The 25,885-nt window shown below is 55.5% G+C and carries 23 protein-coding genes and 1 pseudogene; 21 read left to right on the forward strand and 3 right to left on the reverse strand.

All coding sequences use genetic code 11. From position 1 onward, the window contains the following. The coding region (locus ACTQ52_RS03860) for an IS110 family transposase (RefSeq protein ID WP_441981858.1) at positions 1–264 on the reverse strand (264 nt) is incomplete at its 3' end. Positions 265–538: 274 nt separating this feature from the next. Between ACTQ52_RS03860 and ACTQ52_RS03865 the strand changes: the two genes are divergently transcribed. From ACTQ52_RS03865 to ACTQ52_RS03920, 12 genes are all read left to right on the forward strand, one after another. Next, complete coding sequence (locus tag ACTQ52_RS03865) at positions 539–1,777, forward strand: aminotransferase class V-fold PLP-dependent enzyme (protein WP_410043471.1); 1,239 nt, start codon at positions 539–541, stop codon at positions 1,775–1,777. After that, complete coding sequence (gene sufU, locus ACTQ52_RS03870) at positions 1,777–2,244, forward strand: Fe-S cluster assembly sulfur transfer protein SufU (RefSeq protein ID WP_410043460.1); 468 nt, start codon at positions 1,777–1,779, stop codon at positions 2,242–2,244. Before ACTQ52_RS03865 ends, sufU begins: the two co-directional genes overlap by 1 nt. Before the next feature lie 197 nt (positions 2,245–2,441). Then, positions 2,442–5,078: a transglycosylase domain-containing protein gene (locus ACTQ52_RS03875; RefSeq protein WP_441981859.1), complete on the forward strand. Its 2,637-nt coding sequence runs from the start codon at positions 2,442–2,444 to the stop codon at positions 5,076–5,078. Between the two features lie 8 nt (positions 5,079–5,086). Further along, complete coding sequence (locus ACTQ52_RS03880) at positions 5,087–5,701, forward strand: YigZ family protein (RefSeq protein WP_410043462.1); 615 nt, start codon at positions 5,087–5,089, stop codon at positions 5,699–5,701. A gap of 50 nt (positions 5,702–5,751) precedes the next feature. Beyond that, the gene (gene typA, locus ACTQ52_RS03885) at positions 5,752–7,584 is read left to right on the forward strand and encodes a translational GTPase TypA (RefSeq protein WP_410043463.1); all 1,833 of its coding nucleotides are present in this window, start codon (positions 5,752–5,754) and stop codon (positions 7,582–7,584) included. Between the two features lie 109 nt (positions 7,585–7,693). After that, positions 7,694–8,578 carry a 4-hydroxy-tetrahydrodipicolinate synthase gene (gene dapA / locus ACTQ52_RS03890; RefSeq protein WP_441981860.1) on the forward strand — a complete coding sequence of 295 codons (885 nt, stop codon included), beginning with the start codon at positions 7,694–7,696 and terminating at the stop codon, positions 8,576–8,578. Between the two features lie 238 nt (positions 8,579–8,816). Then, positions 8,817–9,581 (forward strand): 4-hydroxy-tetrahydrodipicolinate reductase, encoded by a 765-nt coding sequence (gene dapB, locus ACTQ52_RS03895; RefSeq protein ID WP_441981861.1) that lies wholly within the window; start codon positions 8,817–8,819, stop codon positions 9,579–9,581. A gap of 174 nt (positions 9,582–9,755) precedes the next feature. Continuing rightward, positions 9,756–11,192 (forward strand): adenylosuccinate lyase, encoded by a 1,437-nt coding sequence (gene purB, locus ACTQ52_RS03900; RefSeq protein WP_410043466.1) that lies wholly within the window; start codon positions 9,756–9,758, stop codon positions 11,190–11,192. 280 nt (positions 11,193–11,472) lie between these two features. Beyond that, positions 11,473–13,482 carry a M28 family peptidase gene (locus tag ACTQ52_RS03905; RefSeq protein WP_441981862.1) on the forward strand — a complete coding sequence of 670 codons (2,010 nt, stop codon included), beginning with the start codon at positions 11,473–11,475 and terminating at the stop codon, positions 13,480–13,482. 12 nt (positions 13,483–13,494) lie between these two features. Further along, positions 13,495–14,130, forward strand: coding sequence for a GNAT family N-acetyltransferase (locus ACTQ52_RS03910; protein ID WP_410043468.1), 636 nt, complete (start codon positions 13,495–13,497; stop codon positions 14,128–14,130). Positions 14,131–14,312: 182 nt separating this feature from the next. After that, the gene (locus tag ACTQ52_RS03915) at positions 14,313–14,498 is read left to right on the forward strand and encodes a phosphate ABC transporter substrate-binding protein (RefSeq protein ID WP_410043945.1); all 186 of its coding nucleotides are present in this window, start codon (positions 14,313–14,315) and stop codon (positions 14,496–14,498) included. A 126-nt stretch (positions 14,499–14,624) separates the two neighbouring features. After that, positions 14,625–15,911 carry an adenylosuccinate synthase gene (locus ACTQ52_RS03920; protein WP_410043946.1) on the forward strand — a complete coding sequence of 429 codons (1,287 nt, stop codon included), beginning with the start codon at positions 14,625–14,627 and terminating at the stop codon, positions 15,909–15,911. Positions 15,912–16,052: 141 nt separating this feature from the next. On the opposite strand, the pseudogene ACTQ52_RS03925 reads toward ACTQ52_RS03920, so the two are convergent. Beyond that, a pseudogene (locus tag ACTQ52_RS03925) lies at positions 16,053–16,862 on the reverse strand (amidohydrolase); the annotation flags it as partial. 194 nt (positions 16,863–17,056) lie between these two features. Between ACTQ52_RS03925 and ACTQ52_RS03930 the strand changes: the two are divergent. From ACTQ52_RS03930 to ACTQ52_RS03945, 4 genes are all read left to right on the forward strand, one after another. After that, positions 17,057–17,713 carry a redox-sensing transcriptional repressor Rex gene (locus ACTQ52_RS03930; RefSeq protein WP_410043948.1) on the forward strand — a complete coding sequence of 219 codons (657 nt, stop codon included), beginning with the start codon at positions 17,057–17,059 and terminating at the stop codon, positions 17,711–17,713. Position 17,714: 1 nt separating this feature from the next. Next, on the forward strand, positions 17,715–18,101 hold the full coding sequence (acpS, locus tag ACTQ52_RS03935; RefSeq protein ID WP_441981863.1) for a holo-ACP synthase: 387 nt from the start codon (positions 17,715–17,717) through the stop codon (positions 18,099–18,101). Further along, positions 18,073–19,035 (forward strand): NAD(P)H-hydrate dehydratase, encoded by a 963-nt coding sequence (locus ACTQ52_RS03940; RefSeq protein ID WP_441981864.1) that lies wholly within the window; start codon positions 18,073–18,075, stop codon positions 19,033–19,035. Before acpS ends, ACTQ52_RS03940 begins: the two co-directional genes overlap by 29 nt. A gap of 139 nt (positions 19,036–19,174) precedes the next feature. Then, positions 19,175–19,924 (forward strand): YebC/PmpR family DNA-binding transcriptional regulator, encoded by a 750-nt coding sequence (locus ACTQ52_RS03945; RefSeq protein WP_410043951.1) that lies wholly within the window; start codon positions 19,175–19,177, stop codon positions 19,922–19,924. Positions 19,925–19,952: 28 nt separating this feature from the next. Here ACTQ52_RS03945 and ACTQ52_RS03950 read toward each other — a convergent pair whose 3' ends face one another. Continuing rightward, positions 19,953–21,728, reverse strand: coding sequence for an Rqc2 family fibronectin-binding protein (locus tag ACTQ52_RS03950; RefSeq protein ID WP_441226332.1), 1,776 nt, complete (start codon positions 21,726–21,728; stop codon positions 19,953–19,955). A 167-nt stretch (positions 21,729–21,895) separates the two neighbouring features. Between ACTQ52_RS03950 and ACTQ52_RS03955 the strand changes: the two genes are divergently transcribed. The 5 genes from ACTQ52_RS03955 (at position 21,896) to pgsA (ending at position 25,877) form a co-directional block, all read left to right on the forward strand. After that, positions 21,896–22,777 carry a YicC/YloC family endoribonuclease gene (locus tag ACTQ52_RS03955; protein WP_441981865.1) on the forward strand — a complete coding sequence of 294 codons (882 nt, stop codon included), beginning with the start codon at positions 21,896–21,898 and terminating at the stop codon, positions 22,775–22,777. A gap of 268 nt (positions 22,778–23,045) precedes the next feature. Then, complete coding sequence (gmk, locus tag ACTQ52_RS03960; protein WP_410043954.1) at positions 23,046–23,684, forward strand: guanylate kinase; 639 nt, start codon at positions 23,046–23,048, stop codon at positions 23,682–23,684. Continuing rightward, on the forward strand, positions 23,665–24,063 hold the full coding sequence (gene rpoZ, locus ACTQ52_RS03965) for a DNA-directed RNA polymerase subunit omega (protein ID WP_410043955.1): 399 nt from the start codon (positions 23,665–23,667) through the stop codon (positions 24,061–24,063). The genes gmk and rpoZ overlap by 20 nt, the downstream gene beginning before the upstream one ends. Positions 24,064–24,066: 3 nt before the next feature. After that, positions 24,067–25,335 carry a 30S ribosomal protein S12 methylthiotransferase RimO gene (gene rimO / locus ACTQ52_RS03970; protein WP_441981866.1) on the forward strand — a complete coding sequence of 423 codons (1,269 nt, stop codon included), beginning with the start codon at positions 24,067–24,069 and terminating at the stop codon, positions 25,333–25,335. Beyond that, positions 25,335–25,877, forward strand: a complete 543-nt coding sequence (gene pgsA / locus ACTQ52_RS03975) for a CDP-diacylglycerol--glycerol-3-phosphate 3-phosphatidyltransferase (RefSeq protein WP_441226330.1) — start codon at positions 25,335–25,337, stop codon at positions 25,875–25,877. The genes rimO and pgsA overlap by 1 nt, the downstream gene beginning before the upstream one ends. The last annotated feature ends 8 nt before the right edge of the window (positions 25,878–25,885 follow it).

The following is a 25,885-nucleotide window of genomic DNA, read 5'->3' on the forward strand; positions in this document are numbered from 1 at the left end:
CGTGGAAGTCTGGATCGGGTTGATAACGCAGACCTGGTAGCGTTTAGATACGAGAAATTCAACCAGGTTGTCAGCATAGTGTGCCGTCGATTCAAGACCAATGATGAGGCTACCGCGATCGTATGATGCGAGAGCAGAGAGCAGCGTACAGAAGCCATCATTGTCATTCGTAAATTTGAACGGCTTAACGAGTACCTCGCCGTCTGAAGAAACAACAGAAGCGAAGTGATTGAGTTTGGCAATGTCGATGCCAACGTAGTACATAGTGAAACCCTCCTTTCGGTTCCCTGATACTGTGGCATCCACAAACGATTATCATCGTAGACTTGATTGAAATTAGTACTCAGGAGAAGTTCTCCAGCACATCCAGCTGATAAACAATTCAGATAAAGGTAGCGGCAATACACTCCTATGAAGTAGTCAGAGCTACAGGGGATAATAAAAAGTCCCACAGTATCTGAATGTATTTAACCACAGAATCAAAAAGAAAGGAAAATGTTGATTTAGCTTCTGGAATCATCATACAAGGAGCGATATGATGACTGAAATCACAAGAGAAGAGCGTCAGCGTGAGGATCAGGCAATTCTTCAGCAGTTCCCGATCCTCGACGGCAGCTTCACCTACCTCGACAACGGGGCGACGACCCAGAAGCCGCAGTGCGTCCTCGATGCGATGATGCACTACTATACGAAGGAAAACGCAAACCCGATGCGCGGTCTCTATGATCTCTCGATCAAGGCCACCGAGGCCTACGAGGATGCGCGTGAGACCGTCCGTGCCTTCATCAACGCACGCGCCCACGAGGAGATCGTCTTCACGCGGAACGCCACCGAGAGCCTGAATCTCGTGGCGTACACCTACGGACGCGCGTTTATAAAGGAAGGTGACGAGATCGTCATCACCATCATGGAGCACCACAGCAACATGCTTCCATGGCAGCAGCTCTGTAAGGAAAAGGGCGCGAAGCTCACCTACATCCTGCCGGAAGCAGATGGCACGATCACAGAGGAGATGTTCCGCTCCTACATGAACCCGAACGTCAAGCTCGTGGCGATGACCCAGGTGTCAAACGTGCTCGGTGTAAAGAACGACATTAAGACCTTCGCCCGCATCGCCCACGAGAACGGTGCGGTCTTCGTGTGCGATGGCGCACAGTCGGTACCGCATATGAAGGTCGATGTACAGGAGCTCGACTGCGATTTCCTGTCCTTCTCCGGCCATAAGGTCTACGGACCGATGGGCATCGGCGTCCTCTATGGAAAGCGCGAGCTCCTCGACCAGATGCCACCGTTCCTGTTCGGCGGCGAGATGATCGAGTACGTCACCACTGAGGGCGCGACCTGGAACGAGCTGCCGCATAAGTTCGAGGCAGGTACGGTCAATGATGGCGGTGCGGTCGGACTGGCCGCCGCCCTCCGCTTCGTGTCTTCAATCGGCTTTGACCGGATCGAGGAGCGCGAGCTTCATCTCACGAAGATGATGATGACCGAGATGCAGAAGCTGCCGTATGTGCACATCCTCGGATCCACCGATCCGGAGAAGCACCACGGCATCGTCACCTTCACCGTCGACGGCGTTCATCCGCACGACATCGCGGCGATCTTCGACTCCCATAAGGTCGACATCCGCGCCGGACACCACTGCGCACAGCCGCTCATGAAGTTCTGCCATACCCCGAGCACGGTACGTGCAAGTATGGGCCTCTACAACACTGAGGAGGATGTACAGCATTTCCTCGATGCCCTGAAGAAACTGAGAGAGGAGATGGGTTACTGATGGCAATTACATTTTACAACGAGGTCCTGACGGACCATAATATTCATCCGTCCCACAAGTATAAGATGGAGGACGCAACCTACTCCCTCGAGGGGGTCAATCCGAGCTGCGGCGATGACGTCGTACTCTATATCAAGGTCGACGCGGACAACGTGATCGAGGACGCCTCCTTCGACGGAGACGGCTGCGCGATCTCCCAGGCCAGCGCTGACATGATGTGTGACCTCATCATCGGCAAGCCGAAGGACGAGGCCCTGCGCCTCTCGGAGATCTTCCTCCGCATGATCAAAGGCAAGATCACCGACGAAGAGAAGGACGAGCTCGAGGAAGCAGGTATCCTCGAGGACATCTCGCACATGCCGGCCCGCGTCAAGTGCGCGGTGCTCGGATGGCACACCATGGACCAGATCTTCCAGGACGCCGATAATGGCAAGGTTGATCAATACGACGGAAAGTTCGAGAAGTGATTCGGACTTCTTTGAATCAGAGACCACGAAGGGGCGCCACCACTAGTACAGTACTGGAGGCGGCCCTTCGTGGTCTCAGTCAAAAACCCTAAGGAAATTGTAAAGTCTGAGCATTGTAAACGCCGTAGCGCTTCGTTATAATGAGAATGTTTATTAAAAGGGGATTTTTGCATTTTCGGAAGACGGACTAGAAATACATGAAGAATTACAGCCGATTTAACGTAGATAAAACCTTATATGAGATGGACAACACGAAGGTGAAGCTCGGGCACAGCATCGCACATGTCATCCAGATGGCGCTGCTGATCCTGGTGCTCTGCCTCTGCCTCCTGGGCGCCGCGATGGGCTTCGGTATGTTCCGGGGCATCCTCGACTCCGCGCCGGACATCGATACGATCCATATCGGTCCGACCGCCTATGCATCAAAGGTGCTGGACACTGATGGAAACATCACCGCGACACTGGTGACGGCGGGCTCGAACCGTGAGCGCGTGAGCTACGAGCAGCTCCCAGAGGACCTCATCAACGCCTTCGTCGCGATCGAGGATGAGCGCTTCTGGCAGCACAACGGCATCGACCTGAAGTCGATCCTCCGTGCCGTCCGCGGCGTGGTGTCGGATGATGACTCTGCCGGCGGCGGCTCGACGATCACGCAGCAGCTGATCAAGAACAATGTCTTCGGCGGTGGCCTGCATGAGGGAAAGTTCCAGCGCTATGTCCGGAAGTTCCAGGAGCAGTATCTGGCCCTCGAAATCGAGAACCAGCCGGGACTCAGCAAGGAAGAAATCAAGAAAAGTATCATCACGGAGTATCTGAACACCATCAACCTCGGTGCGAATACCCTCGGCGTCAAGGTGGCGGCGAGACGTTACTTTAATAAAGAAGTGAGTGATCTGACGCTCTCCGAGTGTACGGTCATCGCGTCGATCACGAAGAACCCGAGCGGGCTGAACCCGATCACCCATCCGAAACGGAACGCTGAGCGCCGCGCGCAGGTGCTGAAGAACATGCTCGAGCAGGGCTATATCGATGAGGCACAGTATACGGAAGCCCTGGCAGACGACGTGTACGCGCGGATCCAGGACGTCAATGTACAGAAAACAGCAGAGAATGAGCCGTACTCCTACTTCGTGGATGAGCTGACGGCACAGGCGATTCAGGAGCTGCAGGATCGACTCGGCTATACGAAGGATAAAGCAACCGACCTGCTCTATTCGGGCGGTCTCACGATCTACTCCACCCAGGATCCGAGCCTCCAGAGCATCGTCGATGAGGAGGTCAATAATCCGGACAACTATGACACGGCGAAGCATTCCGTGACCTGGCGCTATACGCTGAAGCACGACGACGGCTCGATCGTGAACTACTCCGAGAAGGACCTCCTCCGCTGGATGAAGGAGGTGAAGGGCATCAACTTCAACGGCCTCTTCAGCTCGGAGGACTCGGCGAAGTCCTATGTCGAGCAGTATAAGGAAGAGCTCGTAAGTGAGACCGATACTGAGCTGGGCGAGCAGTTCTTCACGACCCTGGAGCCGCAGGTTTCCTTCGTGCTCATGGACCCGCACACCGGCCAGGTTCGGGCCATCAGCGGTGGTCGTGGCGACAAGCGCTATTCACTGTCCCTGAACCGTGCGACCGGGACCCTCCGGCAGCCGGGATCGACCTTCAAGCTGATTACGTCCTTCGCACCCGCCATCGACCTCTATGGGGCAACATTGGCCACGCCGTTCTATGATACGGCGTATACGCTCGGAAATAAGACCTTCAAGAACTGGTACAGCTCCGGCTTCCTCGGCTACCAGACGATCCGCGATGGTATCATCTACTCACTGAACATCATCGCGGTGCGCTGCCTGATGGAGCAGCTGAATCCGCACGAGGGACGGCTGTATGCAGAGAACCTCGGCATCACGAGCCTGCTCGACAGCGATGAGAACCCGGCGCTGGCGCTCGGCGGTATCACGCATGGTGTGACGAATCTCGAGCTCACGCAGGCCTTCGCGACGATCGTAAACGGCGGTCAGTTTAACAAGGCGAAGTTCTTCACGAAGATCCTCGATCAGGAGGGCAATGTGCTCATCGATACGACTGAGGACCAGCCGCGGCAGGCGATGAAGGCCACGACGGCGTTTCTGCTGACCGATGCGATGAAGCAGTCCATGCTGCCGAATCGTGCGTACGCGGCCTCGCTGAATGTCAACTCCACGTCGACACGTGCGCACTTCGACGGTATGAGCCTCGCCGGCAAGTCCGGTACGACGACGAAGGATGTCGATATCTGGTTCGTCGGATACTCTCCATATTATGTGGGCGGTATCTGGGGTGGCTGTGATGAAAACCAGCCGCTCATCGATAAGGCGAGCGGAGAGTATAACGGCGGCGCCGGTTTCCACAAGGATATCTGGCGGAAGATCATGAGCCGTGTGCATGAGGGACTGCCGGATATCGGCTTCACACAGCCGGACGGCATCGTGCAGGCACAGGTCTGCCGGAAGTCCGGTAAGCTTCCGACGAGTGGATGCTATGCGGATTATCGCGGCAGTTCTGTCATCACGGAGTATTTCGCAGAGGGCACAGTGCCGACCACGAACTGTGACCGACATACGAGCTGGGGCTCTATCATCATCCCGGAGGATGAGAAGGATCTCGCCTATACGGATGATGGCGGCTTCGTCTTCCCGGAGCCGACCGAAGCGGAGACAGAGGAATCCTCAGACGACGAGGTGATCGATGAGGGACCGGCGGATGCCGCAGGCCCGGTTGTCTCAGGTGGTGGCGGACCGGGTGAGGGACTGCCGTCACGGGATATCAAGGCACCGGTCGTCGAGGGATAGAATAGAAAATGAAGTATGTAAAATCCTATGCGACCGGCGAGTATGAGGAGAAGAAGTCCCGATTTATCGGGGAGGTCTTCCCCATCCAGTCGGTCGACGAAGCAGAAGCCCTGATTCAGCAGGTGCGCAAAAAATATTATGATGCACGCCATCACTGCTATGCCTATGTGCTCGGAGATCAGTATGAGACCGTGAAGCAGTCCGATGATGGGGAACCGTCCCAGACGGCGGGCATGCCGATCCTTAGTGTGCTGAAGGGGCAGGAGATTCATGATGCACTCGTCGTCGTCACCCGCTACTTCGGCGGTACGCTTCTCGGTACAGGCGGGCTCGTCCGCAGCTATACGAATGGCGCGAAGGCGGCGCTTGATGCGGCCGTGATCCTGACCGCGGTCGAGGGCTATGCTGTGCAGGCGGAGATCCCGTACACGCTGGTCGGGAAGATCAAGTACATCGCGGAGAGCGCCGGGATCACGGAGGCGCGTGCCGACTATGGTGCAGCGGTCTCGATGACCTGGCACGTGCCGGCAGAGCAGCTGACCGAATTTCAAAATCAGATACAGGAGCTGTCCGGCGGATCCATAGTACTTGCAATCGATAAACACCGGTGGTATAATTCGTAAGATTTTTTTGTAAGCATGTACATTAGATATAGTAGAAATAAGGTGTCAAGATGAATCAGAAGAGAGAAGATATTCGTAACGTTGCCATCATCGCCCACGTCGATCATGGTAAAACCACACTGGTCGATGAGCTGTTAAAGCAGTCCGGTGTATTCCGTGATAATCAGGAGATGGGCGTCCGTGTCATGGACTCGAACCCGATCGAGCGTGAGAGAGGTATCACCATTCTCTCGAAGAACACAGCCGTTCACTATAAGAGCACGAAGATCAACATCGTCGATACCCCGGGCCACGCTGATTTCGGTGGTGAGGTAGAGCGTATTCTCAAGATGGTAAATGGTGCGATCCTCCTGGTCGATGCCTTCGAGGGACCGATGCCTCAGACCCGTTTCGTACTGCAGAAGGCCCTGGACCTTCGTCTTCCGGTTATGGTCGTGATCAACAAGATCGATAAGCCGCAGGCACGTCCGGCCGAGGTCGAGGATGAGGTTCTCGAGCTGATGATGGATCTCAATGCTTCCGACGAGCAGCTTGACTGCCCGTTCCTGTATGCATCCTCGAAGGAGGGCTTTGCGAAGAGAAGCCTCGATGATGATTCCACCACCATGGAGCCACTGTTCCAGACCATCCTCGATTATATCCCGGCACCGGAGGGCGATCCGGATGCGGATACGCAGATGCTGGTGTCGACTATTGATTACAACGAGTTCGTCGGACGTATCGGTGTCGGTAAGATCGATAACGGTTCCCTGAAGCTGAATCAGGAGGCCTATGTCGTGAACCACCACGATCCGGACAAGCGTACCCGTGTACGTATCACGAAGCTCTACACCTTTGACGGTCTCGCAAGAGTTGATGTCAATGAGGCCAGCTGCGGTGAGATCGTTGCGGTCTCCGGTATCGAGGATCTCCACGTAGGTGATACGATCGTCACCGGCGAGGCAGCCGCGATTCCGTTCCAGAAGATTTCCGAGCCGACGATCTCGATGGATTTCATCGTCAATAACTCCCCGCTCGCCGGTCAGGAGGGTAAGTTCGTGACTTCCCGTCATATCCGTGACCGTCTGATGCGTGAGCTGCAGACCGATGTATCTCTCCGTGTAGAGGATACGGATTCTGCTGATACCTTCAAGGTTTCCGGCCGTGGTGAGCTTCACCTCTCCGTACTCATCGAGACGATGCGTCGTGAGGGCTTCGAGTTCGCCGTATCAAAGGCAGAGGTTATCTACAAGACCGAGAACGGCAAGAAGATGGAGCCGATGGAGATTGCGTACGTCGATGTTCCGGATGAGTTCAGCGGTAATGTCATCCAGAAGCTGACTCAGCGCAAGGGCGTACTGAACGGTATGAGCCCGCTCGCTTCTGGCTATACCAGACTCGAGTTCGAGATTCCGTCGAGAGGTCTGATCGGCTACCGTGGTGAGTTCATGACCGATACCAAGGGTAACGGTATCCTGAACACCGAGTTTGACGGCTACGGCGAGTACAAGGGTGATATGAACTACCGTCACAACGGCGCGCTCATCGCCTTCGAGTCCGGCGAGGCGGTTACCTATGGTCTCTTCCAGGCACAGGCGAGAGGAACGCTCTTCATCGGACCTGGCGAGAAGGTTTACGGCGGCATGGTCATCGGCCAGTCTCCGAAGTCCGAGGATATCGAGGTCAATGTCTGCAAGACGAAGCATCTGACCAACACCCGTACATCCTCTTCCGACGAAGCACTGAAGCTCGTTCCGAAGAAGATCATGTCTCTCGAGCAGTGCATCGACTACATCGATACCGACGAGCTCCTCGAGGTTACCCCGGAGAGCCTTCGTATCCGTAAGAAGATCCTCGATCCGGTCCTTCGTAAGAGAGCCGGCTTCGCACGGAAGCAGGGATAATTTTCATAGCCCCTGCGAGGGGGTATGATGTAGCGACGGAGACATTGGCCCAGGGCCAGTGAACAGATACTAAAGTGTAAGAGAAACCAAAGCAAAGACGGAGGTAGTTATGGCACTTTTCAGAGGCGCTGGAGTCGCGCTGGTGACTCCATTTCATGCAGATGGTTCTGTGAATTATGATAAGCTGACAGAGCTCGTAGAGGAGCAGATCGCGGGTGGCACCGACGCCATCATCGCGTGTGGTACGACCGGTGAGGCAGCCACCATGTCCGAGGAGGAGCACATGGATGTGATTCGCTTCATCATCAAGGCGGTGAATCATCGTATTCCGGTTATCGCCGGAACCGGCAGCAACTGCACGGCGACCGCGATCGATCTGTCGAAGCAGTCAGAGGAAGCTGGCGCCGACGGTGTCCTTCTGGTGACCCCGTACTACAATAAGGCGACCCAGGGTGGTCTCATCCAGCATTACGAGGCCGTGGCAGGCGCGATCAGCCTCCCATGCATCCTGTACAATGTTCCATCCAGAACCGGCGTGACCATCCAGCCGGAGACGATGGCATACCTCTATCAGCATGTCGAGAACATCGTCGGTGTGAAGGACGCAACCGGCAACATCTCGATGATCACGAAGCTGATGTCACTGGTGGACGAGGATTTCCTTCTCTTCTCCGGTGATGATGATCAGATCGTTCCGCTCCTCAGCGTGGGCGCATCTGGTGTTATTTCCGTACTTTCGAACGTGGCACCACGTGAGACGCATGAGATCTGCCAGAAGTGGTTTGACGGCGACATCAAGGGCGCACGTGAGGCACAGTTTAAGGCATATCCGCTGATTAAGGCACTCTTCGCCGAGGTCAATCCGATCCCGGTCAAGGCGGCCCTGAATCTGATGGGTAAGAATGTCGGCTCCTTACGTCTCCCGATGACGGAGGCGACCGACAGCACCAAGGCACTCCTCAAGGATGAGATGACGAAGTACGGTATCCTTTAAGTGACTTCCTCGGCAGTGACCTTCGGTGAAGGCCGCTGCCTTTTTTAGTGGTATATGTGATGATGAAATCATGGTAGTGAGATGGTCTCGTGAAAGGGGTCTGACCCCATAAACTTCGTGAAAGGGGTCTGACCCCATAAACTTTTGTTTAGATTCAGTTTAGAAAAATTTAATGGGGTCAGACCCCATTAAATCCCGGGACTTCATGGATGACCGTGACGATATATTGGAGAAAACAATGACCAGAATTCTTTTATTCGGCGCGATGGGCGCGATGGGCAGAAATGTAATCAACTGTGCGAAGGCGATGGAGGATGCGACGATCGTCGCGGGTGTTGACCGTGAGAATCACTTCGATGATCCGGCGATCGGCTTTCCGGTGTATGGCAGCTTCGATGCGGTGAAGGAGGACTTCGATGTGATCATCGATTTCTCCGTGGCACCGGCCATCGACGGTCTTCTCGACTATGTGGAGAAGAGTGGAAAGGCGCTCGTGCAATGCACAACCGGTCTTTCAGCGGAGCAGATCGCACGTGTACAGAAGCTTGCGGAGAAGGCTCCGATCCTTCGCAGTGCGAATATGTCGATCGGCGTGAATCTGCTCCTGGAGCTCGTGAAGACTGCAGCCCAGAAGCTCTATGAGAAGGGCTTCGACATCGAGATCGTCGAGCAGCACCACCATCGCAAGATGGACGCCCCGTCCGGTACCGCACTGGCACTGGCAGATGCGGTCAACGAAGCACTCGATGACAGGCTGACCTATGTGTATGACCGTTCCCAGCGGAAGGCAGCCCGTCCGCACGAGGAGCTCGGTATCAGTGCCGTTCGTGGTGGCACACTGCCGGGGGTTCATGATATCATCTTTGCAGGCGAGGATGAGGTCATCACCTTCAACCACACTGCGTACTCGAGAGCGATCTTCGCAAACGGCGCACTCAATGCAGCCCTTTTCCTCCACGGAAAGGCAGCCGGCATGTACTCGATGCAGGATGTGCTCGCCTGAATGGGTCGGAACATTCAGGGAGGCAGAGGGGTCTGACCCCATAAACTTCAGTTTAGAATCTGTTTAGGAAAAATTAATGGGGTCAGACCCCATTAAAAAAGTATAAACTTCGGTCGTCAGCATTGCGCTCAGCGATGTTGCAATATAAAACATGCTTACGGTAAGGAGAAAAACATGGCGGAATACAATCGTTACACAAGCCCACTGACAGGACGTTATGCATCGAAGGAGATGCAGTACATTTTCTCACAGGACAACAAGTTCCGGACCTGGAGAAAGCTCTGGATCGCACTGGCAGAGACGGAGCATGAGCTGGGCCTCAACATCACGAAGGAGCAGATCGATGAGCTGAAGGCACATCAGGATGAGATCAATTATGAGGTGGCAGAGGCACGTGAGAAGGAAGTCCGTCACGATGTTATGAGCCATGTGTATGCGTACGGCGTACAGTGCCCGAACGCGAAGGGTATCATCCACCTCGGTGCGACCTCCTGCTATGTCGGCGACAACACCGATATCATCATCATGCGGGAGGGTCTCGAGCTCGTGCATAAGAAGCTCGTCAATGTCATCAACGAGCTCAGTAAGTTCGCGATGAAGTATAAGGATATGCCGACGCTCGCGTACACCCACTTCCAGCCTGCACAGCCGACAACCGTTGGTAAGCGTGCGACCCTGTGGCTGAACGAGCTCGTGCTCGACCTCGAGGATCTCGAGTATGTACTCGGCTCCCTGAAGCTGCTTGGCTCCAAGGGCACCACCGGCACCCAGGCGTCCTTCCTCGAGCTCTTCGACGGCGACCATGCGAAGTGCCGCCAGCTCGACCAGATGATCGCAGAGAAGATGGGCTTCACGTCCTGCTATCCGGTATCCGGTCAGACCTACAGCCGTAAGGTCGATTTCCGTGTTCTCAGCGTGCTCGCCGGCATCGCCCAGTCCGCGCATAAGTTCACGAACGACATCCGTATGCTCCAGCATATGAAGGAGGTCGAGGAGCCGTTCGAGAAGCACCAGATCGGTTCCAGTGCGATGGCCTACAAGCGGAACCCGATGCGTTCCGAGCGTATCGCCTCCCTCGCAGACTACGTGATCTCCGATCTCATGAATCCAATGCTGGTATCCTCCACGCAGTGGTTCGAGCGTACACTCGATGACTCCGCAAACAAGCGTCTGTCCGTACCGGAGGGCTTCCTCGCCATCGATGGTATCCTCGATCTCTACCTGAACGTCGTCGATGGTCTCGTGGTATACCCGAAGGTCATCCGCAAGCATCTCATGGCGGAGCTGCCATTCATGGCGACCGAGAACATCATGATGGATGCGGTAAAGGCTGGTGGCGATCGTCAGGAGCTGCATGAGAAGATCCGTCAGCTTAGCATGCAGGCTGGTAAGACCGTCAAGGAAGAGGGTAAGGACAACAACCTCCTCGAGCTGATCGCGGCAGATCCGAGCTTCCATCTCTCCCTCGAGGATCTCGAGGCCAGCATGCAGCCGGAGCGCTATGTCGGTCGTGCACCGAAGCAGACCGAGGAGTTCATCACCGAGGTGATCAACCCGATTCTCGAGAAGAACAAGGAGGTGCTTGGACTCACCGCTGAGATCAATGTCTGATCCCGTTACAACAGACCGTGCCCGGAGGGGCGGCAACAGAAACACAGTACTCCGAGCTCGGTAAAATCTAAGCCAGGAACCCTAAGCGGCACTAGGCCCTCTGCAATCACTGGGTTTTCTTTATGAAAACTCAGCGTTGCAGAGGGTGCTAAGGAAATAGGCACCAAGTGCCGCTAAGGGAACCCGGCTTGATTTTACACGACCTCTCCGTATGGATTCTGTTGTCGGCCCTCCGGGCCTTTTTGATTTGTGACGTGGTGTGCAGTGAAGGGGGAAGTGTATGGAAAAGAGCAGTATCCTTCCATGGATCAATACAGAATATTCCTATCAGCTGGCGAAGCGGATGGAGCAGTTCCGCTCGCATCCGGAGCTCGGCTACCGGCCGGCAGGATCAAAGGCGGAGTTTGCGACCGGCGAGATACTGCGGGAGGAGATGGAGCGCATCGGTCTCCGGGACGTCCATAAGGATCAGATCTGCGTGGATGCCTGGGAGTTTCATAAGGCAGAGCTTGTATGGCGACGTGCAGATGGCAGTGTCGGGCTGCGGTCGCTGCTCGGTGGCTATCAGACCACGTTTCAGACCGACGGGCCGCAGGAATTCGGCCTCGTCTACGTCGGGAAGGGCACGGCAGCTGACTACGAGGGGAAGGATGTGAAGGGAAAGCTGGTCCTCGCGGATATCAATCAGCGCGACGAGTGGTGGATCAATTTCCCGGTCTACCAGGCCTATGTTCGTGGTGCCGCCGCGTTGATCGCCGTGCAGGAGGGCGGATTCGCGGAGATCCAGGATGAAGCGCTGAATGCACAGGATATCGCGGGTCCGGCAGAGGCCGCCGCCTTTTCGATGTCACGCTCAGATGCCGCAGTGCTGAAGCAGGCACTCCGGGAGACACCGGAACTCCGGGTGACCCTCGACGCGGACAGCACCGTCACGGAAAAGCAGCGCTCCTACAACATCATCGGCACGATCCCGGGTGAGGATCCGACGCAGATGATTCTCCTGTCGGCCCACTATGACTCTTACTTCAGCGGCTTTCAGGATGACAATACGGCGGTGGCAATGATGTTCGGCATCGCGAAGGCACTGATCGACAGCGGCTACCGGCCGAAGAAGACCATCGTCATCGCGGCGCTGGCGGCGGAAGAGTGGGGCATCGTGAACACGAAGTATGACTGGTCGACCGGTGCCTACCAGCAGGTCTTTCAGGTCCGTCCGGAGTGGCAGGGCAGGGTCGTGGCTGACTTCAACTTCGAGCTTCCGGCTCACGCCCATGGACCGAAGGACGCCGTGCGCAGCGTCTATGAGTACGTGCACTTCCTCGAGCAGGCCGTCGCCGACATCCCGGTGGATCCCGCGGCGTATCCGGAGGGACTCGAGGTGCATGCGCCGATCCAGACCATGTCCGACGACTTCTCGATGGCCATCGCCGGCATCCCGTCCATGGTAAACGAGTTCACGGACAGCAGCTTCATGGAGACGCACTATCACTCGCAGTTCGATAACGAAGCCTATTATCATGAGCCGGTCTACCGTTTTCATCACCTCTTATACGGCACCCTGATTCAGAAATTCGACCAGCTGATCCTCCCGCCGATGGACTTTTCCGCGCTGTTCGAAGCGATGAACAGAAGCATTGACCTGCGCTACGCCGGCCTCGTCGGCGAACTGGGCGCGGAGCTGGATGCCGTGACGAAGGAGGCGGCCGCCCTCGGGCATACCGTGTACCGCTGGATCGCGTCGGTCAATGCTTCCGGCGTGACACCATCACGCGCCGGGGAGTGCACGGAGATCCTGATGAAGGCATTCCGAAAGGCCCAGGACTCCTTCGTACGCCTCGACTGGCAGGATACCGTCCTCTTCCCACAGCAGGCGGTACGGCAGAACCTCACGCATATCAAGGACGCCATCCGCTGCCTCGAGGAGAGCGATGCCCGCGGTGCCCTCGATGCCATCTATGAAATCGATAACAACTGCTATGCCTTCCAGTTCGATGAGGAGGTATTTAACTACTTCACCGACTATGTCTTCTGCCAGCCGAAGGAGCGCCTCCAGTGGGGAGCCGGACGGATCGTGCATCATGAGAATCTGTACCAGCTGGTGCAGAAGCTGAAGTGCAAGGCAGAAGCCGGCAGCGTGGATTTCGAGGAGGAGCTTCGCATCCTGAACCGCGTGCGGAAGAACCAGGAAGAGTGCTATAAATCGGATCTCGAATACATGATACGGGAAACAAACAATATCATCCAGAGCCTGAAACAGATTTCAGCGATCGCGGATGGAAAGGAATGTTAAACAGGATTTACTATGGATAGTGACAAATTGTACCGCGTAAAAAAGGAAGATATCCCGAAGCTGGAGCGGCTGCTGACGGTCTGCTTCGCGAAGGATCCGCTGTACTGTAAGCTGATTCCGGACGAGGATACACGGAATCGTCTGCTGCCGGAGCTTTTTCACTGTGATCTTGAGGAGATGTTCGAGACCTGCGAAATCTTCGCAGACAGCCCGGAGCTGAATGGCATCCTGGTCGTATCCGACGAGTCGGAGCCGTATAATTTCTTCCGCTATTACCTGACCGAGCTTCGCGCGAATCTGAAGACCGACGAGTACCTCATCAAGGAGGATCCGAGCCTCCGGGCTTTCTGGAACTTCGTGCTCGGCAAGGACTATCTGAACGAGAAGTGGACCGACCAGCTCCACCAGGAGGAGCGCATCCACATCATCTACCTCGCGGTCGATCCCGAGAAGCAGCATCATCACATCTCCTCGATCCTCATGGACGAGGCCATCGCCTACGCCGACGCACATCATCTCATGATGTCCCTCGAAACCCACAACGAGCATAACGTCGCGATGTACGAGCATTTCGGCTTCAAGCTCTACGGCGTGATGGAAAAGCACTTCGACCTAAAGCAGTACTGCCTCATCCGAGAGGTGCAGTAGAGGCCATCTTAAGAATTTCGTAAGGGGGTCTGACCCCATAAACTTTTGTTTAGATTCGGTTTATGAAAATTTAATGGGGTCAGACCCCATAAACTCGAGAGGCCAAGACCCCTTGAAATCAGGCCGTATTCCCGATATAATAACCTTGTCTGTGCGTAATCACGATACAGGAGGTAGTGACCATGGAGCTTAGACGAATACTCGCGATTCTCGCACTGGTCATCATCGCGTTTCTCCTCGTCGCCGTACTGTATTTCGCGGTGACCGGAGCGAACCAGTACCTTCTGGCCTGTTTATTCTGTCTGGTCGTCGTACCGGTGGTGATCTACATCTTCATCTGGTTCACGAAACTGACAAACAAAAAATAATGCAGGATGTTCTGGTCACGAATCTCTCACATACATCCGGGTGAGGACGCCCGAGATGGACTGTGTCAAAAAGGTGAAGAACATCCATAGTATCCATACACGGATGCTATCCTTAGGAGGATTCACATGGTAAGAGCAATCGTTGGAGCAAACTGGGGCGACGAGGGCAAGGGCAAGATCACCGATGTGCTTGCCGAGACCTCGGATATCGTTGTACGTTTCCAGGGTGGCGCAAATGCCGGCCATACCATCATCAACAATTATGGTCGTTTCTCACTCCACCTTATGCCGAGCGGCATATTCTACAATCACACCACATCCGTACTCGGAAATGGTGTGGCACTCGATATCGAGAGGTTCTGTGCAGAGCTGAAGTCCATCGTCGACGCCGGCGTTCCGACCCCGAAGATCCTGGTATCCAACCGTGCACAGGTTATGATGCCATATCACGTTCTGTTCGATACACTCGAGGAGGCGAGACTCGCCGGTAAGAGCTATGGCTCCACGAAGTCCGGCATCGCACCGTTCTTCTCTGACAAGTATGCGAAGATCGGTCTTCAGGTAAGCGAGCTCTTCGATGAGGAGGTCCTTCAGGATCGTCTGCACAAGGTCATCGAAATCAAGAATGCGATCCTGCGTGAGCTTTATCATGCACCGGAGATCAACTACGACGAGCTCCTCGAGGAGATGCATCGTCAGAGAGATATGATCGCACCGTATGTGACCGATACCTCGAAGTTCCTGCGTGAGGCACTGAAGGAAGGTAAGACCGTCCTGCTCGAGGGTCAGCTCGGTACCATGAAGGATCCGGATCACGGTATCTATCCGATGGTAACCTCCAGCTCCACACTCGCAGCCTATGGTGCCGTCGGTGCCGGTATCCCTCCATATGAGATCAAGGATATCGTCGCTGTAACGAAGGCATATTCCTCCGCAGTCGGTGCCGGTGATTTCGTTTCCGAGCTCTTCGGTGAGGAGGCAGATGAGCTTCGTAGAAGAGGTGGCGATAAGGGTGAGTTCGGTGCAACCACTGGACGTCCGAGAAGAGTCGGCTGGTATGATGCCGTCGCTTCGAAGTATGGTTGCCAGCTTCAGAGCGCGACCGAGGTCGCACTGACCGTCCTCGATGTACTCGGCTACCTGAAGGAGATCAAGGTCTGCGTAGGCTATGAGATCGATGGTAAGGTAACCACCGACTTCCCGGTTACACCGCTCCTTAACAAGGCAAAGCCGGTCTATGAGACCCTGCCGGGCTGGAACTGCGACATCCGCGGCATCAAGAACTATGACGAGCTTCCGGAGAACTGTAAGAACTACATCGACTTCATCGAGAAGCACATCGAGACCCCGATCACCATGGTTTCCAATGGTCCGGAGAGACACGAGATTCTGAAGAGAACCCCGAAGATCTGATCGCGTGACAAATACTAGTATAAACGAGGCGCCCATTGCATCACTGCAATGGGCGCCTCGTTTTTGTGGGTATAGATGAAGGGGTACGATGTCCTTCTCGCGGATGATTTCCACCTCGGTTTCGGTCATCATCGCCGCGCCCTGGAGAATCTTTTCGAAGCGTGTGCAGACGTTGTCGAGGTAAGCGCGGTTATAGGAACGCACGTAGAAGCTCGCCTCCGCATAGGCCGGCACGACATTGGCCGGTGTGCCGCCGCAGTTGGTGACTGTATAATGGATCTTCACGTCGGATGCGACGTGCTCACGTAAAAACTCAACGCCCTGGAAGGCGAGGATGAGGCCATCCAGCGCACTGCGACCCTTTTCCGGGCGGAGCGCAGCGTGCGCACTGGTGCCGTGGTAGATTACCTTATACTTCGAGTTCGCGAGCGACTTCACATCCACCTGCGTATTCGGACCGCCGTGCATCATGAAGGCCACGTCGAGATCGGTGAAATCGCAGCCGTTCCGGATCATCTGGATCTTACCGCTGATGCTTTCCTCGGCAGGGGTTCCGTAGACCGTGATGGTATAGGCCTGGTCCAGGTCTGCTTCTTTCAATGCCTTCGCCGCAGCGAGGATGGATGGACCCTGCAGATGATGACCGCAGGCGTGTCCGAGGCCTGGAAGCGCGTCATACTCACAGAGCAGTCCGATGTTCGGGCCGCCGTTCCCGTGGTGGAAGACGGCCTTAAATGCGGTCGGGACACCCGCAATGCCGGTTTCGACCTCGAAGCCTTCGCGCATAAGCCACTGTGTCAGAACGTCAAGGGCATGAAACTCCTCCATGCCGGTTTCCGGGTGATCGAAGATATCGTCGGCCATCGCGATCAGCTCTTCCCGAACGCCATCGATCGTTTGAAATAATCTTTCCTTCAAATTAAAAGCACCTCCGTTTTTTGATGAGCCCATTATACAGGGCAGCGGAAGTGCTTGTAAAATATAGAAAACAAAAGATTATTATTTATACTTATTTAACAATATAATTGTTAAGAATTCTACAACTTGCCTTTGACATCTATTTCACAGGATTGTATAATTTAGAACGAAATCTATGATTTTGTATGCAATATCTACAAAATCATATCACAGGAGAGCGTATTAACATGGCAAAGAAAGAAATATCACAGGCGGTTATCCAGAGACTTCCTAGATATTATCGATATCTCGAGGATCTCATGGATCAGGGGATCGAGCGCATTTCGTCGAACGAATTAAGTAAGCGGATGAAGCTCACGGCGTCGCAGATCCGTCAGGACCTCAATAACTTCGGCGGCTTCGGTCAGCAGGGCTACGGCTACAACATCCGAAATCTGCATGATGAGATCGCGAAGATCCTGAACATCGATGAGGAGCATGAGATGATCATCGTCGGAGCCGGTCACTTAGGACAGGCACTGGCGAACTATACAAATTTCCGAAAGCGCGGCTTCATCGTAAGAGCTATCTTCGATCAGGACCCGACGGTTATCGGTACCCGGGTAGGCGATGTTGAGGTGCTTCCGATGGAGAAGATCGATGAGGTCGTGAAGGCATCCAATGTCAAGATGGCAGCGGTCTGCATCCCGAAGACACCGGCCGTGAAGGTAGTCGAGCAGCTGATCGCCGACGGCGTCGTTGGTATCTGGAACTTCGCGCACGTCGATCTCGAGGTTCCGGATGATGTCGTCATCGAGAACGTGCATCTCTCCGAGTCGCTGATGCGTCTCAGCTACCGTATGGGTGAAGCCTACGGACGGAAAGAAGCGGAGGACGAGGCATAAGATGGTGATCGGTATCGGCACCGACATCCTGGAAATCAGCCGTATCGAGAGTACCCGGCGAACAGGCACGGAGACTCGTATTTTTACGGAGCATGAGCGCCGGCAGGCATCTGGAAGAGATTCCATGCTTGCCGGTGATTTTGCATGTAAGGAGGCGGTCGCGAAGTGCTTCGGCACCGGCTTCCGCGGCTTCCGCCCGATCGACGTCGAGGTGCTCCGGGATGAACTCGGGAAACCCTATGTCGTGCTTCACGGCGCTGCCCGCACACTGTATGACGAGCTGGGCGGACGTTCGATTCAGGTCTCGATCTCCGACACGAAGGAGCTCGTCATCGCATTTGCCATACTGGAGGGCACAGATGGACACAGACAAGACGACCTATCTTAAGAAGATTCCGGCACGCCGGAGCGACAGTAATAAGGGAACCTACGGAAAGATCCTCGTGGCCGCCGGCTCGGAGGGCATGTGTGGTGCCGCTTACCTCGCCGGTCTCGCCGCCTATCGCAGCGGCGCCGGCCTCGTGCGCATCCTGACCCCTGCGTCGAACCGCCTCATCGTGCAGTCCCTGCTTCTGGAGGCGATCTTCACCGGCTACGATTCGGACAGTAATTTCCGGGTCCTGTCCGAGGCCAATGTCTCCTGGGCGGACATCCTCGTGCTGGGGCCAGGTCTCGGCACCGAGGCGCTGAGCGTGACGCTCGTTCGCGAGCTGCTGCAGGCCATCGCAGCGCAGTGTGATGCAGCGCCGTCGAAATGGCTTGGGAAATTCCCGCTTCTGCTGATCGACGCAGACGGCCTCAATATCCTGAGCGTCCGTCCGGAGCTCATGCAGCTCGTCGACCAGATCGCACGGCAGATCCCGGTGGTCGTCACGCCACACCCGATGGAGATGGCGCGCCTCTCTGCGGTTTCGCTACAGGAGATCCTTCAGTGCCCGGCCCACGCGGCGGAAGCATTGGCCGCGGCACATGGCACCATAACCGTGATGAAGGGCTCGGAAACCATCGTCCTGGATGCCGACGGACACGCCTTCCAGAACCTGGAGGCGAGCCCGGCCCTCAGTAAAGGCGGCTCCGGCGACGTCCTGTCCGGTGCCATCGCCGGCGTCTATGCCGTCCTGCGCGCTGACCGGATCGACGCACTGAACGAAGTCCCGCCAGAAGAACAGCGTACGCGTTGGCGCAGGATGGCCTTCGACGCAGCCGTCACCGGCGTCCTGCTCCATGCAGAAGCTGGACGACAGGCCGCAAATATCCACGGAACCCACGGCGTACTCGCCAGGGAAACGGCGGACATGCTCGGAATCGTGATGCATGCGTGAAGATGATTCCTGCGACCCGCCCGCCGTTCTAAGATGCAAACATGTCAGAAAAGCTTGATTCTACGCCGTTTTTACGTTATAGTACTAGAGTTTGATTTAAACATCGATCAATTTTATATATGTAATTGAGGAGAGTATTATGTCAGGACATTCCAAGTTTTCAAACATCCGTGCTAAGAAGGAAAAGAATGATGCCGCAAAGGGCAAAATTTTCACCATGATCGGCCATGAGCTCGCACTGGCTGTAAAGGCCGGTGGACCTGACCCAGCTAACAACTCCAAGCTCGCTGCTGTCATCGCGAAGGCAAAGGCAAACAACATGCCGAACGACACCATCAACAGCGGTATCAAGAAGGCAGCCGGATCCATGGATGCGGATAACTTCGAGGAGCTTCAGTACGAGGGCTACGGCCCGAATGGTGTAGCCATCATCGTCAAGGTTCTGACGGATAACAAGAACCGTGCTGCAGCGGATGTACGTTCCGCATTTACGAAGGGCCACGGCTCACTCGCAACGCAGGGTGCCGTTTCCTTCATGTTTGACGAGAAGGGCCAGATCATCCTCGACCGTGAGGCGATGGACGATATGGGTAAGGACTTCGACACACTGATGGATATGGCCATCGAGGCTGGTGCCGAGGACATCACCGACGAAGAGGATTCCTACGTGATCATCACGGATCCGGCGGACTTCGAGACGGTTCGCGAGAACATCGAGAAGCAGGGCATCCCGATGGCAGAAGCGGACGTCGTGATGATCCCGCAGAACTACGTATCGGTTACCGATCCAGAGGTCGTAAAGGGACTTCGCAGAACCCTCGACCTGCTCGACGCATCCGAGGACGTTCAGACTGTATACACCAACTGGGAAGAAGAGAATGAGGAGTAAAAAAAAGACCGCGTAAGCGGTCTTTTTTTTATGCATTGAGTAGGTTCTTCGGCTCCACCGTCACCGACCAGTTCGTATGATAGATGACGAAGCCCGGTGCCTGATTCGGCACCTTCCGAAGATTCTTCCGAATCGTATAATCGACCTCGACCTTCGGATCCTCACGATGCGAAGAGAAGTACGCCGCGAGCTCCGCCGCCTCGATGAAGACCCGGTCCGGCACCTCCTCCATCGGCTGCCCGCCCGTCTTCACGATGACATGCGAACCCGTCACGCCCTTCGCGTGGAACCAGAGATCCCCGCCATCCCCGAGTCGGAAGCTCACGTCCTCGTTCTGATAATTATTCTTTCCGATGAACAGCTCATAGCCGTCGCTCGTCACCCAGTGGTACGGCTTCGACTTCCGCTGCAGCCGGTTCTTTCCCTTTCCCGGCGTCTTATGCAGGAAACCGAAATCGATCATCTCCCGACGGATATCCTGCAGATCCTCCTCGGACTCCGCGATATCGAGCGCCGTGCGAATCGACTCGAGGTGCTCGACCTCCTTCCGCGTCTCCTCGAGCTGCACCGTCACGTTCTCCTTCGTACGCTTCTGCTTCTGGTACTTCTCGAGGTAGCGCTTCGCATTCTCCGCCGCAGAGAGATCCTTCTGCAGTGGAATCGTGATCTCACTGTTTGTATAGTAGTTCTCGCAGACCAGCTGATCCTCCCCACCCTGCAGCGAGTAGCCGTAGGTGTGCAGCAGCTCACCGTATACGCGGTACTTATCCATGCCCTCGGTATCCCGGAGCTGCTTCTCCTGAATCATCAGCTTCTTCCCGGCACGCTCCATCAGCGTCGTCAGCACCTTCCGGAGATCCGTCGAACGCTGACGGATCCTGGAGCTCTTATCCTTCTCACTGTAGAAGCGGCGGATGACCTCACTCATCGAGTCGAAGTGCTCGACCTCGAAGGCGGCGTCCGCCTCATACAGCGTGAGATCGAAGGCGGAGAAGTCCGTCGGCACCTCATCCTGGTAGACGATGACCGGATCCGGCTGCCGCTCGATCGCAACTTCTTCTATAATATGATGGAAGCTTCCGTACAGTGCGGCTAATGCTTCTGCCGGCTGGCAGTTCGCGGAGAGGTCGGGATCGACACCGGCGCGGTGACAGAGCTCGGAGGCCGTCAGTGGACTGAGACCCGTGATGTGATGGAAGAGCGCCTTGAAGACCGGCTCCGGCTGCTGCGCGAGCAGCGCACAGAAAGCGGCTTCATCGAGTGTCAGCGGATTCTTCTTTACACCCGCATCCGGGATGAAGTACGGACGATTCGGCAGCACCTCCCGCACGGAGGACTGGGAAGCGGAGATGCGCTTCACGGAATCGATGATGCTGTGGTCATCGCGGAGCAGGATGATGTTCGAGTACTTGCCCATCAGCTCGACCGCGAGGTAGCGCTTTCCGAGGTCGCCCATCTCATCGAGATGCTCGATGGTGAAGAGGATGACACGCTCGAGACCGTCCTCGTGCAGCGCCTGGTCCGGCTGTCGCACGTCGAGGATCGCACCGTTTCCGATGTGCTTCCGGAGGGCCATACAGAAGGTCGGCGCGTTGATCGGCGCCGGCTTCGCATCCTCCGTGAGGGTGCAGAGCGGAAGGGACGGATTGACCGAGATCTGTACCTTCACATTATCCTTCTGATTTCGCACGGTCAGCTGGATCTCATCCTTCTCCGGCTGTGTGATCTTCGCAATCCTGCCGCCGATCAGACGCTCGCGAAACTCCTTTACGGTCGCCGAAACGACCAGTCCATCATATGCCATAGCACATCGCCTTTCTATATCAAAACCTTACGTGACAGTTCAGACAGGGGACCCCACGACCTGAACTGTTAAAACTTTACTTCTAAATTATAGTAGACTATAATTTATTACATATGACTAAAAAACGCAAGCCGCCCTCGGGCAGGCTGTGCACATCGAGGTAATCTATGAAATTAAAAAGCATGACCGGATTCGGACGCGCCGAGGTCTCGAACGACCAGTACCGCCTGTCCGTGGAAGTGAAGTCGGTCAATTCCCGTTTCCTGGATCTCAGCATCAAGATGCCGAAGAAGTTTAATGCACTCGAGGCCAATATCCGAAACACTGTGAAGGAGTACATCTCCCGTGGCAAGGTCGATCTCTTCATCACCTACGAGAGCTTTTCAGAGAAGAGAAAGGCCCTCCGGCTCGATCTGCCGCTCGCGAAGGAGTACCTGGAGTCCATGCGTACACTGGTGAACGCGCTGGGAGTCGAGGACAATGTTAAAGTCACCAATCTGGCGTCGCTGCCGGATGTGCTCGTGCTCTCTGAGGAATCTGAGGATGATGACGCGCTCTGGGAGAGCCTGAAGCCGTCACTCACCGGTGCACTCGAGCGTTTCTCCGAGACCCGTGTGATGGAGGGCGAGAACCTCCAGAAGGATCTCCTCGGAAAACTCGCCGAGATGGAAGCCATCGTGAACCGTATCGATGCGCGTTCGCCGGAGATCACAGCCGCCTATGAGGCGCGTCTTCGTGCGAAGGTATCGGAGCTCCTCGAGGGTACCGGCATCGACGAAGCCCGCATCGTGCAGGAGGTGACGATCTACTCGGATAAGATCTGCACCGATGAGGAGCGGGTACGCCTGCACAGCCATATCAAGAATATGCGGACGAAGCTCCAGAACGACGGCCTCGTCGGTCGTGAGCTTGATTTCGTCGCACAGGAGATGAACCGTGAGGCGAACACGACGCTCAGTAAGGCAAACGACCTGATCGTATCGGAGGATGCGATCGGGCTGAAGACCCTGATCGAGAAGATCCGTGAGCAGATTCAGAATCTGGAGTGAAGGAGTTTGCATAAGGCAAACTCCGGAACGATATCCCACAGAACTTTGTTCTGTGCCCGAAGGGCTAAGCAAGGGCTTCCATGGCCCGCAGCTTAGGGGGCGGAGCGCAGCGGGGATGGCCCAGTAAATCAGAACTCTGTTCTGTGCCCGAAGGGCTAAGCAAGGGCTTCCATAGCCCGCAGCTTAGGGGGCGGAGCGCAGCGGGGATGGCTCAGTAAATCAATTGATGAAGCCAGGTCGGAAGCATTGGACGAAAAGGAAGGTATACATGGAAAAGGGAGTTTTAGTTGTGATTTCCGGCTTTTCAGGAGCCGGTAAGGGAACGCTGATGAAGCAGCTTGTTTCCCGTTATGATCAGTATGCACTGTCGATCTCAGCGACGACGCGCCAGCCGCGCGAGGGCGAGGTCGATGGACGCGAGTACTTCTTCAGGACGAAGGAGGAGTTCGAGGAGATGATCGCACAGGATGCGCTCGTGGAGTACGCGCAGTACGTCGAGCACTACTACGGCACACCGAAGAAGTATGTCGAGGAGAACCTCGAGGCCGGAAAGGATGTACTACTCGAAATCGAGATCCAGGGCGCACTGAAGATCCGCGAGAAGTACCCGGAGGCGATCCTGATCTTCGTCACACCGCCATCGGGAGAGGAGCTTCGCCGCCGTCTCGTGGGACGTGGCACGGAGACCATGGAGGTCATCGAAAAGCGCCTTCGGAGAGCCATGCAGGAGTCGGAGGGCGTCGAGGCCTACGACTATATATTGGTAAACGATAATATTGACACTTGCACCGAAAAATTGCATAATCTCATACGTGCCGCGCACGAAAAGTCCAGCCGGCACATGGAGATCATCGAAAATGTAAGACAGGATCTGAGGAGGATAGAACATGTCACAGCAAACATATAATGACCTGATTGATGCAGCGAAGAATACGAACGCCATTCAGGACGACACGGATAAGCTCGTAGAGAGCCGTTACGCAGCCGTTATCGCCAGCGCGAAGCGTGCACGTCAGCTGATCGATGGTGCAGATCCTGTACTTCCGAACGCAGAAGGCAGAAAGCCGCTCGCGATCGCTGTCGAGGAGCTCGCACGGAATCTCGTGACCATCAAGCGTGGTACGGAGGTCGATGACGATCCGAAGATCGCGGCGAGAGAGAACCCGGGCTTCGCTTTTGACCTCGATGAGGACAGCGAGGACGAGGACAGTGAGGATATCATGCTGATGAACGATGCGCATGCAGCTTCCTCTGAGGATGACTACAACTCCGACAGCGAAGCATAATATATGAAGATTCACATGATATCCCTCGGTTGTGACAAGAACCGGGTGGACAGTGAGAAGATGCTTTCCAACCTGCTCGAGAAGTATCCGGGCAGTGAGCTCACCGATGATCCGGCTGAGGCAGATATTACAGTCATCAATACCTGCGCCTTCATCGGGGATGCGAAGGAGGAGAGCATCAACACCATCATCGAGAATGGTGAATATAAAGAAACAGGCAGGCTCAAGAAGCTCATCGTGGCGGGCTGCCTCGCAGAGCGCTACCGTGAGGAGATCCGAAAGGAGCTTCCGGAGGTCGATGAGGTCATCGGCGTGAAGGAGTATGTCGAGCGTCTGGATGTGCAGATGAAGCGTGTCGAGAACGCAGAGAACTACACGGCGTATCTCAAGATCGCCGAGGGCTGCGACAAGTGCTGCACCTACTGCATCATCCCGAAGCTGCGCGGACACTACCGCTCGGTGCCGATGGAACACCTTCTGGAGGAGGCGAAGCGACTTGCTTCCGAGGGCACGAAGGAGCTGATCCTCGTGGCCCAGGAGACGACCCTCTACGGTGTCGATCTCTATGGTAAGAAGAGCCTTCCGGAGCTCCTGAACCGGCTTTCGGAGATCGAGGGTCTCGAGTGGATCCGTATCCTGTACTGCTACCCGGAGGAGATCACGGACGAGCTCATCCAGACGATCCGCGATAACCCGAAGGTCGTACACTACCTCGACATCCCGATCCAACATGCGTCGGATAAGATCCTGAAGAACATGCACCGTCGGACCCGTGAGTCGGAGCTCCGTGAGCGCATTGCGACGCTTCGTCGTGAGATCCCGGACATCGCCCTTCGGACGACCCTGATTACTGGCTTCCCGGGCGAGACAGAAGAGGACTTCGACATCCTGAAGAACTTCGTCACGGAGATGCGCTTCGACCGCCTGGGTGTCTTCCTGTATTCACAGGAAGAGGATACGCCGGCTGCGGAGATGGAGGGCCAGGTGCCGGAGAAGATCAAGCTTCAGCGGCAGGATGAGATCATGCGGCTGCAGCAGGGCATCGCCTTCGAGAAGGCGAGAAAACAGATCGGACGAGAACTCAGGGTTATCATAGTCGGATATGATCCGGAGCATAACGAGTATCTGTGTCGTTCCTATATGGATAACCCGGATATCGACAGTCTCGTCTACGTCGATGCAGGTGAGTATCATAACGAGCTCAGCGGTGATATGATTTCCTGTCGTATCATCGAGGCGGATGGTTATGATCTGATAGGAGAGAGAATCTGATGAATCTGCCGAATAAACTGACTTTATTACGTGTTGTACTGATTCCGGTATTTGTGGTACTGCTTCTCCTGGAGGGCGGACAGAACGATACGCTCCGCATCGCGGCGCTGATCGTGTTCTGCTTCGCCTCCTTCACGGATTTCCTGGATGGTCAAATCGCACGCCGGAACAATCTGGTGACGAACTTCGGAAAGTTCATGGACCCGCTGGCGGATAAGCTGCTGGTCTGCTCCGCACTGATCTGCATGATCGAGCTCGGACAGCTTCCGTCCTGGTACGTCATCACCGTGATCGCCCGTGAGTTCATCATCTCCGGCTTCCGTCTGGTGGCGGCCGACAACGGCATCGTGATCGCCGCATCCTGGTGGGGAAAGTTCAAGACGACCTTCCAGATGCTTACGGTCATCCTGCTGATCCTGAACATCCCGGCACTTCATACCGTGACGCTGATCATCGCAGGCGTCGCCTTCGTCCTGACGCTGGTATCCCTGCTTGACTACATCGCAAAGAACTATAAGGTTATCACCGAGGGCGGCATGTAAGGAGAGAA

Origin of the sequence: Oribacterium sp. Sow4_G1_1 (genome assembly GCF_052116105.1) — a bacterium.
Taxonomy (GTDB): domain Bacteria; phylum Bacillota; class Clostridia; order Lachnospirales; family Lachnospiraceae; genus Oribacterium.